Origin of the sequence: Streptomyces sp. NBC_00005 (genome assembly GCF_045160215.1) — a bacterium.
In the GTDB taxonomy this organism is placed as follows: domain Bacteria; phylum Actinomycetota; class Actinomycetes; order Streptomycetales; family Streptomycetaceae; genus Streptomyces.
Map to the genome: position 1 here is coordinate 7,397,646 of NZ_CP108316.1, position 13,589 is coordinate 7,411,234.

10 protein-coding genes and 1 pseudogene are annotated in these 13,589 nt (G+C 70.9%); 7 read left to right on the plus strand and 4 right to left on the minus strand.

Annotation, left to right across the window (positions count from 1 at the left end; genetic code table 11):
• The first annotated feature begins 96 nt into the window (after window positions 1–96).
• Entirely contained in the window at window positions 97–870 is a 774-nt protein-coding gene (locus tag OG303_RS33885) for an IclR family transcriptional regulator (RefSeq protein ID WP_405873218.1), read from the plus strand.
• Window positions 867–1,718 carry an SMP-30/gluconolactonase/LRE family protein gene (locus tag OG303_RS33890; protein ID WP_405873219.1) on the plus strand — a complete coding sequence of 284 codons (852 nt, stop codon included), beginning with the start codon at window positions 867–869 and terminating at the stop codon, window positions 1,716–1,718. The genes OG303_RS33885 and OG303_RS33890 overlap by 4 nt, the downstream gene beginning before the upstream one ends.
• Before the next feature lie 45 nt (window positions 1,719–1,763).
• On the opposite strand, the gene OG303_RS33895 is transcribed toward OG303_RS33890, so the two are convergent.
• Window positions 1,764–3,014: a DUF6545 domain-containing protein gene (locus tag OG303_RS33895; protein ID WP_405873220.1), complete on the minus strand. Its 1,251-nt coding sequence runs from the start codon at window positions 3,012–3,014 to the stop codon at window positions 1,764–1,766.
• Complete coding sequence (locus OG303_RS33900) at window positions 3,011–3,724, minus strand: toxin-antitoxin system, toxin component family protein (protein ID WP_405873222.1); 714 nt, start codon at window positions 3,722–3,724, stop codon at window positions 3,011–3,013. The genes OG303_RS33895 and OG303_RS33900 overlap by 4 nt, the downstream gene beginning before the upstream one ends.
• A 210-nt stretch (window positions 3,725–3,934) precedes the next feature.
• Between OG303_RS33900 and OG303_RS33905 the strand changes: the two genes are divergently transcribed.
• From OG303_RS33905 to OG303_RS33920, 4 genes and pseudogenes are all read left to right on the plus strand, one after another.
• A complete protein-coding gene (locus tag OG303_RS33905) occupies window positions 3,935–5,293 on the plus strand; it encodes an extracellular solute-binding protein (protein WP_405873223.1) in 1,359 nt (452 codons plus the stop codon).
• A complete protein-coding gene (locus OG303_RS33910; RefSeq protein WP_405873225.1) occupies window positions 5,290–6,228 on the plus strand; it encodes a carbohydrate ABC transporter permease in 939 nt (312 codons plus the stop codon). Before OG303_RS33905 ends, OG303_RS33910 begins: the two co-directional genes overlap by 4 nt.
• A pseudogene (locus OG303_RS33915) lies at window positions 6,225–7,095 on the plus strand (carbohydrate ABC transporter permease). Before OG303_RS33910 ends, OG303_RS33915 begins: the two are co-directional and overlap by 4 nt.
• A gap of 115 nt (window positions 7,096–7,210) precedes the next feature.
• Complete coding sequence (locus OG303_RS33920) at window positions 7,211–8,722, plus strand: alpha-N-arabinofuranosidase (protein ID WP_405873226.1); 1,512 nt, start codon at window positions 7,211–7,213, stop codon at window positions 8,720–8,722.
• A gap of 6 nt (window positions 8,723–8,728) precedes the next feature.
• Here OG303_RS33920 and OG303_RS33925 read toward each other — a convergent pair whose 3' ends face one another.
• Window positions 8,729–9,829: a hypothetical protein gene (locus OG303_RS33925; RefSeq protein WP_405873227.1), complete on the minus strand. Its 1,101-nt coding sequence runs from the start codon at window positions 9,827–9,829 to the stop codon at window positions 8,729–8,731.
• Between the two features lie 116 nt (window positions 9,830–9,945).
• Window positions 9,946–12,888 (minus strand): glycoside hydrolase family 35 protein, encoded by a 2,943-nt coding sequence (locus tag OG303_RS33930; RefSeq protein WP_405873228.1) that lies wholly within the window; start codon window positions 12,886–12,888, stop codon window positions 9,946–9,948.
• A gap of 79 nt (window positions 12,889–12,967) precedes the next feature.
• Between OG303_RS33930 and OG303_RS33935 the strand changes: the two genes are divergently transcribed.
• Complete coding sequence (locus OG303_RS33935; RefSeq protein WP_405873229.1) at window positions 12,968–13,426, plus strand: RrF2 family transcriptional regulator; 459 nt, start codon at window positions 12,968–12,970, stop codon at window positions 13,424–13,426.
• The last annotated feature ends 163 nt before the right edge of the window (window positions 13,427–13,589 follow it).

Below are 13,589 nucleotides of genomic sequence, written 5' to 3' on the forward strand. Positions count from 1 at the left end.
TGGCAAACGCCATGTGACTAGCCTGTGTTCGTCATGCCGATCGTCTGTTGAAATATCGAACACAGACGCCTCAGATAACAAGGGAGGGGGCCGGTCGTGGGACGCCTCGTACCTGCCGTGACCCGGGCTCTCGACATTCTTGAGCTCTTCCTCGACGGGGACGGGACGCTCTCCGCCCCCGACATCGTGCGCAAGCTGCAGCTGCCGCGCACCACTGTGCACGAGCTGGTCACCACGCTCGCCGCCCGGTCCTACATCGTCCAGGTGCCCGGACAGCCGGGACGCTATCGGCTCGGTGTGCGTCCGTACCAGCTCGGCAGCCGGTACGCCGAGCAGCTGGACCTCGCCGCCGAGGGTCAGCAGGTGGCCCGGTCCGTCGCCGAGACCTGTGACGAGACCGTGCACGTGGCCATCCTCGAGGGCACCGACGTCATCTACATCGCCAAGGTGGACTCCACCCACGCGGTGCGCATGGTGTCGGCGGCCGGACGCCGGCTGCCCGCCCACTGCACGTCCGTCGGGAAGATGCTGCTGGCCTCCCTTCCGGAGCCGGAGCTCACCGCGCGGATCCCGGACGACGCCCGGCTCATCGCGATGACCCCCAACAGCATCACCGAGCCGTCCGCCCTGCGCGAGGCTCTGAACCAGATCCGGCAGCACGGCCTCGCCGTGGAGAGCCGCGAGTCCAACCCGGACGTGAGCTGTGTGGCCGCGCCCGTGCGGGACCGTACCGGGCAGGTCGTCGCCGCCCTCTCCATCTCCGTCCCCATGATCCGCTGGAGCGACGAGCGTCGGGTCGAGCTGGAGGGGCTCGCCGTCAAGGGTGCTCTGGAGCTCTCGGAGCGCCTCGGCCACCGGAGCGTGGCATGACGTACCGCTACGAGGTGGCGGTGCGGGCGGAGGCGGCCCTCGGGGAAGGCCCCACCTGGGACGCGGAGGGCGGGCGGCTGATCTGGGTCGACATCCTCGGCGGGCGCGTGCACACGTACGAGCCGGGATCCGGGCGGCGCAGTACCCGCGTCACCGAGCAGCACGTCGGCGCCGCGAAGCCGCGCGCGGGCGGCGGGCTCGTCCTGAACCTCCGTGACGGCGTCGGACTTGTCGACCCCGACGGCACCTTCCGCTGGCTGCACCACGAACCGGTCCCCGGCCGCCGCGCCAACGACGCCGCCGTCGCCCCCGACGGCTCCCTCTGGGCCGGCACCATGCGCTACGACGAGGCGCCGGGCGGCGGCACACTGTTCCGGATCACCGGGGAGGGCGCCGTACAGACGGTCCTCGACGACGTCGCCGTCAGCAACGGCACCGGGTGGAGCCCCGACGGACGGCTCCTGTACTACATCGACTCGCCCACCCGTCGTATCGACGTCTTCGACCACGACGGCGAGGGCCGGGTCGGCAACCGGCGGACGCTCGCCGGGATCGAGGACGGCGCCGGGTTCCCGGACGGGCTGACCGTCGACGCCGACGGGTGCGTGTGGGTGGCCCTGTGGGACGGAGGGGCGGTACGCCGCTACACGCCCGCCGGCGACCTGGACCGGGTGATCGAGCTCCCCACCCCGCGCCCCACGGCCTGCGCCTTCGCCGGCCCCGACCTGACCGACCTGTACATCACCACGGCCCGCACGGGCCTGGACGCCCCGCTCCCGCTCTCCGGCTCGCTGCTGGTGGTGCCGGGGGCGGGGAAGGGGCTGGCGCAGCGGGCGTTCGCGGGCTGAGCGCCGAGGCGGGTCGGGTGACGGGGAACAGCAGGCCGTTCCCGGTCACCCGCGGATCCCCGGGTGGTCCGGCGCGCTGTCCCGGTCGGCTGCGCGGGTACGTACCGCCAGGAGGTCGTCCGGGCGGCGCAGGGCGTGGGAGACCGGGCCGATCTCGCGGAGCAGGTCGGTGGTGTCGGGGTCGTGGGCGGCTTCGGGCTCCGTCGGCCGGCGGCGGGACTCGACCGCGTCCTGGATGGCCACCGCGGCGGCGAGGGCCTTGGCGCGGCCCGGCTCGTGGCCGAGGGTCAGCGCGGCCTCGTACGTCTGTCGGCGCCCGGACTCGTCGATGTGGCGGGCCAGCGGGAGCAGGACGTCGCGGATGAACGTCTCCCGGCGGACGAGCCGCAACTCCGGCGTGGCCCGCAGGAGGAAGGGGGTGCCGCCGCCGTTGGCGGTGCGCATCAGGACGTACAGCGGGCGCAGCCGGTGGTGGGCCAGGCGGACGCGCCAGCGTTCGTGGAGGTACTGGCCGGCGTGCGGCAGGATGAAGCCGACCGCGATCAGGATGGCCGAGAGGCAGGCCAGAGGCGGTGCCACGCCGGTGCTCAGCCAGTCCAGGTCGTGCCCGGCCCAGCGGGCCACCACCGCGGGCAGCTTGACGGCGTAGAACGAGAGCTGGACGACATAGCCGACGCCGAGGAACTTCAGGCCCCAGCGCAGCCAGGCGTCGAGGCCGTCGGTGCGGACCCAGTTCCAGATCAGGCCCGAGGTGATCACGGTGGCCACGGTCTGCGCGAGCAGGTAGAGCAGGATCATCTCGCGCATGTAGGGCGTGTTCGCGTAGTAGGTGTCCAGGTCGCGCAGGCGTTCCACCGGCGCGTCCGCCAGGGCGAAGAGGACCCACAGTGCGGCGATCACGCCGAGGGAGCCCGCGACGGTCCAGCGCACCGCGCGCACGGTCGACGCGGAGCGGTCGGACAGGCCGTTGCGCCAGGCGATGATCAGCAGCAGACAGGAGCCGCAGAACGCGGTCAGCAGCGAGTACACCCAGGGCGCCGAGATGTTCGGCACGCCCGTGACCCGGTTGACGCGGGCGATCGTCGACGGCGCCACGAACACGAACACCGCGCAGGCGACCAGTAGTACGCCACCGACGGCACGCAGCAGCGGGTCGCTCCAGAGCCGGACGATGGTGGGCAGCTTGATCACCAGGGCGGCGGTCAGGACACCGGCCGGGATCCACCAGAAGGACGGGTAGAACTCGTTGACGAAACCCGCGGGAGACCAGGCCAGTTGGGCGAGGGCCTCGGTCACCGCGCCGTTCCCCCGCGTCCGCGGTAGCCCAGGGACCGCCGGAGGGGATCGAGCGGGGCGTCGGCGCGCCGCCCGGACAGCAGCGGTCGGAACGCGGCGGCCAGCCGGTGCCCGAAGTCGTCGGCCTCCGCCTCGTCCGCCGCACGGGAGCCGTCGCGCGCGGCCACGGACAGCGCGGCGTTCTCGACTGCGTTCCCAGCGGCGTTCGCAGTGCCTGTCTCGGTGGCGTTCTCGGTGGCCTTGTCGACGGCCTTGTCGGCGGACTTCTCAGCGGCCTTCGCGAACGGCTTCCACTCGCGGGCCCGCCACTCGCGCCGGTCGGCCAGCGCCGTCCCGGCCACGTGGTGATGGCTGTGCCCGGCGTGCAGATGCCACAACTCGTGGCCCAGGATGACCAGTTGCTGCACCGCCTCGGCCCGCTCCTCGACGATGACCAGGTCGAAGTCCTGGAACTCCACCCACAGCCCGGTGACCTCGATCTCGTCGGGAAACCGCTCGAACCGCAGCTCCACGGGCCGACCGCCGCGCAGCGTGCCCATCTCCTCGCAGAGCGCCCGGCACAGCTCGCGGGAGTCGGCCGGCGGGCGGGGTCTGGCCCGCACTGCGGCACCGAGGCCGTCCGTCAGGTCCCGCATCCCGGAGACCCTGCGCGAGCGCCGCAGCCCGGCTGCGATCCGGGCCGCCTTCCGCCGCGCGCCCGCGATGTCCATCGCTTCCCCTCTCGCCGCCGCCCAGGAGGCGGTCCGAGACTACGCGGGCGGTCCAGTCCACGGCAGGCGATCCCAGGCCGTCGTTCAACCGAGAACCATCTCGATGGCCGGAAAGTCCTGCCCAAACCATTGACTGGCAAGCGCTTCCTCCTTACGGTCCCGTTCGAAGTTACGAGCGCATTTCGAGATATCGAACAGATAGGGCAGGGCATGGGACGACCTGACCTCAGTCGCAGGCAACTTCTGGGTGCCGCCGGCGGACTGGCCGTCGCCGGCAGCTTCGGTTTCGCCGCCCTCGGCACTGGCGCCGACGCACTCGCCTCCAGCGCGGACACCCGAGTGCGGTACTGGAACCTCTTCAGCGGCGGCGACGGCAGCAACATGATCGCGATGCTGGACGCCTTCCGTAAGGCCAACCCCGACATCGACGTGAAGGATTCGACCCTCCAGTGGGGCAATCCCTACTACACCAAGCTCGCCATGGCGGCCGCGGGCAACCGTGCACCCGACCTCGGCGTCATGCACCTGGGCCGGGTCACCGGCTTCTCGCCGGGCAGCCTCCTCGACCCGTGGGACGTCGGTCTGCTCGCCAAGTACGGCGTCCGGGAAGCGGACTTCAACCCCAGGCTGTGGAAGCGCGCCGTCATCGACGGCACCCTCTACGCCCTGCCCCTCGACGTCCACGTCCAGCTCTGCTTCTACCGCAAGGACGTGTTGAAGAAGGCGGGCCTGCTCGGCGACGACGGCCGGATCGTGCCGGTCACGTCGGTCGATGAGTGGTTCGGCGTACTGAAGACGGCCAAGAAGGCCACCAAGAAGGGCCTGCAGACCATCGGCCTGTGGATCAACGACCAGAACTTCCAGTGGTGGTTCTTCGTCGCCTTCTACACCCAGCTCGGCGGCACCTGGTTCAACGCCGCCAACACCGAAGTCACCTTCGACACCGACAAGGCCACCCAGGTCCTGGAGTTCCTGCGCCGGCACATCACGGACGGGTACGCCGACCCGGGCTTCGGGGGCGCCGCCGGAGCCGAACAGTTCATCAACGGCGCACCCTTCTGCTGGGAGGGCAACTGGTCGGTGCCGGTCTTCAACGCCGCGAAGCTGGAGTACGGCGCGACCCCGCTGCCGCCCGTCTTCGGCAGGCAGGCCACCCACGCCGAGTCGCACTCGTTCGTGCTGCCGCACCAGTCGGACCGCGGCGGGGCCGCCAACGAGGGCGCACACCGGCTCGCCGCCTACATCGTCAAGCACGCCCGGCAGTGGGCGGCCGGCGGCCACATCCCCGCCTACACGCCGACCCTGTCCACGGCCGCGTACAAGAAGCTCTCGCCGCAGAACGAGTACGCGTCGGCGATGTACCACCAGGCGAACGAGCCGAAGGTCTGGTTCGCGGGCTCCACCGGCATCCTCGCCCAGGACGTCGGCCCGATCGTCGTCTCCTCGACGCTGGGCTCGGCCAAGCCGGCGGTGGCCGCCGGGCGGATGAAGAAGCAGCTCGCCAAGCTGCTCGCGATGAAGAACCCGATGGACGGCAGGACCGCCGCGCAGGGAGGTACGGCCGCATGACGACCAGTGCTGAGACCGTCATCGTCCCGGCGCGGGCGCGGACCGCCGCGGGAACCGCCACCGTCCGCCGCAAGCAGGGCTTCCAGCACGGGGGTTGGTTCGTCGCCCCGTTCCTGCTGCTGTTCGTGCTGTTCGTGATCTGGCCGCTCGTGCGCGGCGTCTACCTCAGCCTCACCGACGCCAACATCTCCGGCGACGGCGCGCACTTCATCGGCCTCGACAACTACCGCGAGGCCCTGCACGACTCGATGATGTGGGACTCGCTCGGCCGCAGCGCCTACTTCACGCTCCTGGTCGTGCCCTGCATCACGGTCCTCGCCTTCCTCCTCGCGATGCTCGCCCACCACATCGAGCGCGGCAAGTGGCTGTGGCGCCTGTGCTTCTTCGCGCCCTTCCTCCTGCCGTCGACCGTCGCCGGCAACCTCTGGCAGTGGCTGTTCAACCCCGGCACGGGAATGATCAACTACGTCTTCGGGATCGACACCCCGTGGCTCACCGACAAGTCGTACGCCATGCTCGCCATCGTCATCGAGACCCTGTGGTGGACGGTCGGTTTCTCGTTCCTGCTCTACCTGGCCGCGCTCCAGGGCATCCCCGGCCACCTCTACGAGGCCGCGAAACTGGACGGCGCGAACGCCTGGCACCGCATGATCCACATCACGCTGCCGATGCTCCGCAACATCACCGGATTGGTCGTCGCGCTCCAGATCCTCGCCTCGCTGCAACTCTTCGACCAGGCCGTCGTGATGATGGACTTCGGCCCGGGCCCCGAGAACTCGACCCGCTCCTTCGTGCAGTACACCCTCGAAGAGGGCTTCACCAGCTACCGCGTGGGCTACGCCTCCGCGATCTCCATCATCTTCTTCGTGATCATCGCGTCCGTCGCCCTGGCGCGGATGTGGCTGCTGCGCAAGCGTGAGGAGGGCGTGCGATGACCGCCACGCAGGTACCGGTACGGGTCGGGTCCCGGGCCAGGAAGCCCTGGACGCCGAGCCAGATCGTCCTCACCCTTCTCGGCGCCGCCGTCTCCGTGGTGTTCCTGGCCCCCTTCGCCTGGGCCGTGTTCACCTCCCTCAAGTCGGAGACCGAGGCCGTCGAGGTGCCGACGCACTGGCTGCCCGAGGTGTGGACGGGTCAGGCCTGGAAGGCGCTCTTCGAGACCGGCAACATCACCAACTGGTTCGTGAACTCCCTCGTCGTCTCGGTCTGCGTCACCGCCGTCGTGCTGTTCGTCGGAGCCCTGGCCGGATACGGCTTCGCCCGCACCGAGTTCCGCGGCAAGGGCCTGCTGATGGGCGTCGTCATGACCGGCCTCATGGTCTCTCCCGCCGTCCTCGGCGTGCCCCTCTTCACCACGGTCCAGCAGATGGGGATGGTCGACACCTACTGGGGCATGATCCTGCCGCAGTGCGCGCCCGCCGCGATGGTCTACATCCTCTACAAGTTCTTCCAGGGCATCCCGCGCGAGCTGGAGGAGGCGGCCTTCATCGACGGCGCGGGCCGCTGGCGGGTCTTCTTCACCATCGTCGTCCCGCTCTCGCGCCCCTCCCTCGCGGCGGTCGGCATCTTCACCTTCATCGCCTCGTGGAACAACTTCCTGTGGCCCTACATGGTGACCAACAACCCCGACCTGATGACCATGCCGAACGGCATCGCGACCGTCATGAACTCCTACGGCATCCAGTGGGCCCAGCTCATGGCCGGCGGCCTCATGGCGGGGCCTCCCGCTGATCGTCGTCTTCGTCTTCTTCCAACGCCAGATAGTGACGGGCGTCGCCCACACTGGCCTGGCAGGGCAGTAAGGGCTTTCATGGGCGCGGGGCTGTGTCCATGTGCGGCTCCGCCGCATGGGCGCGAGCAGCCTCCACGACCCGCAGCCGCCAACGTACCGAGAACCACCCACCCCGAAAGGCAAAGATGAGCACCGCCCGCTTCACCCTCGACCCGGCCTTCACCGTAGGCGAGGTAAACCCCCGCCTCTTCGGCTCCTTCGTCGAACACCTCGGCCGCTGCGTCTACACCGGCATCTTCGAACCGGGTCACCCCACCGCGGACGAGGCCGGCCTGCGCCAGGACGTGCTGGATCTCGTCCGCGAACTGGGCGTCACCGCTCTGCGCTACCCCGGCGGCAACTTCGTCTCCGGCTACAAGTGGGAGGACTCCGTCGGCCCCGTCGAGGACCGCCCCCGCCGCCTCGACCTCGCCTGGCGCTCCACCGAGACCAACCGCTTCGGCCTCTCCGAGTACATCGCCTTCCTGAAGAAGGTCGGCCCCCAGGCCGAGCCCATGATGGCCCTCAACCTCGGTACGCGCGGCGTCGCCGAGGCCCTCGAACTCCAGGAGTACGCCAACCACCCCGCCGGCACCACCCTCGCCGACCTCCGCGCCGCCCACGGCGACAAGGACCCCTTCGGCATCAAGCTGTGGTGCCTCGGCAACGAGATGGACGGCCCCTGGCAGACCGGCCACAAGACGGCCGAGGAGTACGGCCGCATCGCCGCCGAGACGGCCCGCGCGATGCGTCAGATCGACCCCAACGTGGAACTGGTCGCCTGCGGCTCCTCCAGCCAGTCCATGCCGACCTTCGCCGAGTGGGAGGCGACGGTCCTGGCGGAAACGTACGACCTCGTCGACTACGTCTCCCTGCACGCCTACTACCAGCCCGAGGACGGCGACGTCGACTCCTTCCTCGCCTCCGCCGTCGACATGGAGTCCTTCATCGAGAACGTGGTCGCCACCTGTGACCACGTGGGTGCGAAGCTCAAGTCCAAGAAGAAGATCAATCTCTCCTTCGACGAGTGGAACGTCTGGTACATCTCGGAGTGGCACGCGATCGAGGACTCCGGCGCGCGGGACTGGGCGGAGGCCCCGCGCCTCCTGGAGGACAACTACAGCGTCACCGACGCCGTCGTCTTCGGCTCGCTCCTCATCGCCCTGCTGCGGCACGCGGACCGCGTCACCGTCGCCTGCCTCGCCCAGCTCGTCAACGTGATCGCCCCGATCATGACCGAGCCGGGCGGCCCGGCCTGGCGTCAGACGACCTTCTTCCCCTTCGCCCAGGCCTCGCAGTACGGCCGCGGCCAGGTCCTCGACGTCCGGGTGGACTCACCGACGTACGAGACGAAGAAGTACGGCGAGGCCGACCTGCTGCACGCCACCGCCGTGCGCGCCGAGGACGGCACCGTCACCGTGTTCGCCGTCAACCGCAGCCGCACCGAGGCGCTCCCGCTCGAAGTCGCCCTGAACGGCCTCGACTTGAGCACGGTCGTCGAGCACAGCGCCCTCGCGGACGCCGACCCGGACGCGCGGAACACTCTCGACGACCCCGAGCGGGTCGCCCCGCACCCGGTCGAGGGCACCTCGCTGCGGGACGGCACCCTCAACGCCGTGCTGGAGCCGCTGTCCTGGAACGTGATCCGGTTGGCATGAGCGACATCACCGTTCGATGTGCACCGTCGCGGGCGGATACGGCGAGGAGGACGTCGTGCCGACGGCCCAGTAGCCGCCCGCGCCGGGCACCGACGCAAGTGCGAGGGGCAGTACGGGAGTTGTGGCGGTCGGGCCGCGCTCGCTCACCCATGCCTCGCCGTCCCACCGGAGGTGATGCGCGCGGGTCTGGTCCCAGAAGTCCCAGCCCGCGATGCGGTCGGGCCCGCCCTGCCCGTCGTCGACGATCCCGGTCAGCATGCCGGCGGTGAACGGGGCGGAGACGCTCGTCCACGCGCTGCCGTCCCAGTGCTTGAGGGTGACTCCCGGGGGCTTGCCGGGCGGGCCGCCGACCCCGTAGTCGTAGCCGGTGAGCCAGATGTCGTCGGCGGTGACCGGAAGCAGCCCGCTGACGTAGGGGCGCAGGCCGGCCGGCGCGGGCAGTTCGGTCCAAGTGGCGCCGTCCCAGCGGGCGATGAGCGCGCTGCCGTAGACCCAGACGTCGCCGGAAGCCGTGCAGCGGACGCCCGACGGGGTGGCGGTGGTCGCGCTCGGGGGCGGTGCCTGCCAGGCCCAGTCGTCGCCGCGCAGCAGCACCGCGCCGTCGCTGTTCCGCCCGGAGATCCAGGCCCGGCCGTCCGCGCCCACCGTGGCGCCGGTCAGGGCGGTGCCGGGCGCCGCCCGGCCGGGGAAGTCCGCCTCCTGCCAGGTGCCGCCGTCCCAGGTGAGGAGGTGCGCGATGCCACCTGTGTCGGTGCCGACGGCCCAGGCGCCGTCGGAGGTGCCGGCGACGGAGATCAGGGAGCCGCCGAAACCGAGGTGGGCGAGGTCGAGCCGGGTCCACGCGTTGCCGTCCCAGGCAAGGCCCAACGGGACCCCGCGGGTGCTGCCGTTGCGGCCCTGCTCGCCGACGGCCCAGGCGAGACCGGGACCGGCGGCGGCCACACCGAGCAGTTGGGCGGCGGGGGTGCACTCGGGGGCCGGGACGGCCTGCCACTCATGGGGCTCCTGGACGGCCACCCGTGGACCTGCCGCACGCGCGCTCGCCGACGTCAGCCCGAACCCGGCACCCGCCCCCACCAGCCCACTGATGAAACGCCGTCTTCGCACTGCCTTCCCCCTTCTCCGGCGATGTGCGCCAACACGGTCGATGTGAGGCAACACGGTGAACCAGCGTGCCGAAAAAGGGAATGCAGAGGAACGCGCGTTTCAGGTCACGCCGAGAGTCACACCGCAGACACCGGCACCCCGCCCGCCGCCGCCCCCCACAACGTCAGCCGTACGTCCGACGGCCCCGACGGTGTGGTCCCGTCGGACAGGACGGCCAGCGCGAGTGTGTTGGCGCCACGTGTGCGCAGGATCCCGTTGGGGAGCGCGAAGGTGTGCTGCGGGCCCACGTCGTTGATGTACTGGCCCATGTTCCAGCCGTTGAGGAAGATCTGTACCCGGTAGGCCCGCCCCGGATCGTCCTCCAGGACAAGCCCCACCGAAGCGTCCACCCCATCGGGTACGGCGAGTCGGAAGCCGGTGCGGTACCAGGTGACGCCCTGCCCCTTGTCGGCGCGTGGGAGGTCGGCCGGCTTCCAGTTCTCGTCCGCGAACCCCGGCAGATGCCACCCTTCCCGCTCCCCGTACAGCCCGCCGTTGTTCTGCGGCCCGCGCACCGGATCGGCCGCCCCCTCGCCCTGGATCCGCCAACTCACCTTCGGTGAAGCGCCCTTGAAGGTGACGGCGGTCAACCCGCGGGCCACCTTGTGCGTGTCCTGCGCCTTGCCGTCCTGGTCGTGCTGCATCCGGCGGACGAGGAGGGACAGCACATGCGCCCCGGCCGTCCGCGCCGCATCCGGCACCGGGAAGACGGCCGTGGCCGCCCAACTCCCTTGCCGCACAGTGCTGTTGTCCGGAACCGGCATCCGGTGCGTGCCCAGCGGCCGCCCGTCCAGCCAGGCCATCAGCAGCCCCTGCGTGCCCGTGCTGTACGCGAGCGACACGGACTGCGCGCCGGTCGCGTCGGCGAAGTGCCCGCGGTACCAGACGTCGCCGTAGTGGAAGCCGTAGTCGTCGGCGAAGAGGACGGGCTGCCCGGCGGGGATGGGCGTGGTGCTGTACGAGGTGGTGCGGTCGGCGGCCGTCCAGGAGGAGTCGTCGAAGCCGGGCGCGGACTCCGGGTTCTCCGTCTTCCGCCGCCAACCGGTACGCAGGGCGGGCAGCGCGACCGCCCCGACACCCGGCAGCGACTGCGCGCCCCGCAGACTCCCGGAGGAAGTCGGGCGTGTCTTCAACTCCCTGCCGTTCCAGGTGACTTCACGGGTCCCGCGCGGCCCCCACACCTCCAGCTCGGTGGCGTGGACGGTGTCCCCGGTCAGCCGGACCGCCGTCCCGGCGACGGTCGCGGTCCGCAGCAGTGCGGGTCCGTACACCAGCACCGGGCCGGACGGGGTGTCGTGGGGCCACAGCCGTACGGAGGTCTCGTCGTCGGCGAGGAGCAGGAGGAGGGGCGTGGTGGTTCCGCCTCCGGTCACCAACACCCTTGTCAATCCGTCCAGTTGGGCCTCGATGCGCAACAGCCCGTCCGCGAACGACTGTTCGGCCTCCCCTTCCAGCACCGTGACCGTCGGCCTGCTCGCGCACTCCAGCGCGGTCACCGTCGCCTCGCCCGAGCGCCCGGTGAGGACGGCGATCTCCTGGCGGCCGGCGGTGAGGGCCAGCATGGGCTGGGCGTTGGAGTGGCGCAGCTTGCGCCGCCCCAGCCTGATCCCGGCGGCAAGCAGCCGCGCGTCCTGTGCCGGGACGGCGACGGGGAGTTCGGCCCCGGGGACCGCGAGCGTGGAGGTGACCGGCTCGTTGGAGTCGTTGCGCAGGACGTAGACGTGGGCGCCGGTGTCGGGGTTGGTCAGGTGGTACACCTTCAGGCCGTCCGCCTCGACGTCCGCCGCGCGGTCCAGCTTGGCGAAGTCGGGGACGTGCCGCAGCAGATGCCCGAGCTGGTGCATGGGGATCAGCTTGGACGTGGGCTGCCGTCCCTCGTCGATGGCCGCCCCGTAGTCGTACGACGTGTAGACGACCGGTGCGGGCAGCCAGCCCCAGGAGGTGCCGCCGAACGTCATGTAGACGCTGTGCAGCGTGATGCCGTTGGCGAGGTTGGTGAGGTAGAAACGCCGCTCGTACGCCGCGTCCCGGATCCGCCGCGACTCCGCGTACCCCTTCCCGTCGAACCAGGCTCCGCCCCAGGGGTCGAACCAGCCGCCCCCGAACTCGGGCACGAAGCCGGGGGTCTGCGGACTGGCCGTCGCCCCGCCCTTCATCCCGCCGATTCCGAAGTGCCCCCAGTCGGGCGGAAGTTGGGTGGGCGACGGGTAGCCGTCGAAGCCGTACAGCCAACGCCCCCTCTCCGTACCGGTGTTGAAGGAGCCGGGGATCCAGTACCCGTTCCTGCCCTTGTCGTTGTGGAAGAGGGGGACGTCGATGCCGTCGGCGCGCACCTTCTGGTACAGGTGGGCCATGTAGTCGCGGCCGGTCGGCGCGGTGACGTTCGCGTCGTACTCGTTCTCGATCTGGTAGAGCAGGACGGTCCCGCCGCCCTGGGTGTACAGGTGCCGGGCGGCGATGGCGTTCACCTGGGTCAGCCACTGGTCGACGTACGAGAGATACGTCGGGTCGGCCGTGCGCGCCGTGCCCTTGGTGGCGGTCAGCCAGCCGGGGAAGCCGCCGCCGTCGATCTCGGCGTTGATGTAGGGGCCGGGGCGCAGGATCACGTACAGACCGGTCTCGGCGGCCGTGCGCAGGAACAGGTCCAGGTCGCGGACGCCCGTGAAGTCGTACTGTCCGGGAGCGGGGGAGTGGTAGTTCCAGGACACGTAGATACTGACCGCGTTGTAGCCGTGGGCGCGCATCTTCTGCAGGACGTCGCGCCACAGGGACGGGCTCGGCAGCCGAAAGGGGTGCATCTCGCCCGACCAGACGACCAGGCGTGCGCCGTCGACGAGGAGCGAGTAGCGGTCGAAGCCGATCGTGTGCCGCCGCCCGTCCGCGCGCGGCGGTCCGGGCGGCGGGCCCGTGGGGGCGGTCGGGGCGGCGTAGGCGCAGGTCGCGGCGCCGCTGCCGCCCAGAGCCAGGCCGAGCGCCGTGGTGCCGGCGAGGGCGCTGAAGGTACGTCTGCTGAGCCCCATGGGAGCCTCCCGTCGGTGCCGGTCGGTCGGCGGCGCGTGCGGGGTCATTGTGTACGGCGGGACCCAGCACAATGGTGCTATGAGGATCTCGGCACGGGCGGATTACGCGGTACGGGCGGTTCTCGAGCTCGCCGTTCGGCAGGACGGCGGACCGGTGAAGGCGGAGGCCATCGCCGCCACGCAGGACATTCCGCACAAGTTCCTGGAGGGGATCCTCGGCGACCTGCGGCGCGGCGGCATCGTCGACAGCCGGCGCGGTGGAGGCGGTGGCTACCGGCTGGCCCGCGAGGCCGAGAAGATCACGGTCGCCGACGTGATCCGGGCCGTGGACGGCCCGATCGTGTCCGTACGCGGGGAGCGCCCCACCGGCCTCGAGTACACCGGCTCCGCGCAGCCCCTGCTACCCCTGTGGATCGCGCTGCGGGCCAACGTCCGCCGGATCCTGGAGGGCGTCACGGTGGCCGATATCGCGGCGGACGCACTGCCCGAACCGGTACGAGAGCTGGCGGCGGAGCCGGCGGCGTGGGAGAACCCGTAGCCTCCCCGGCCGCGCGGAGGCCCGCTCGGCCTGGAAACAGCGCGACGTCTGCCGGACAGGGGCCACGAGCCGGGAGAGGTCGATCAGCGCCGCGTCGGTGCTGCCCGTGCCGATGAAGACGCTTCCCAACACGCAGGGCAGCTACGGAAGTTCGTGGCCGCCG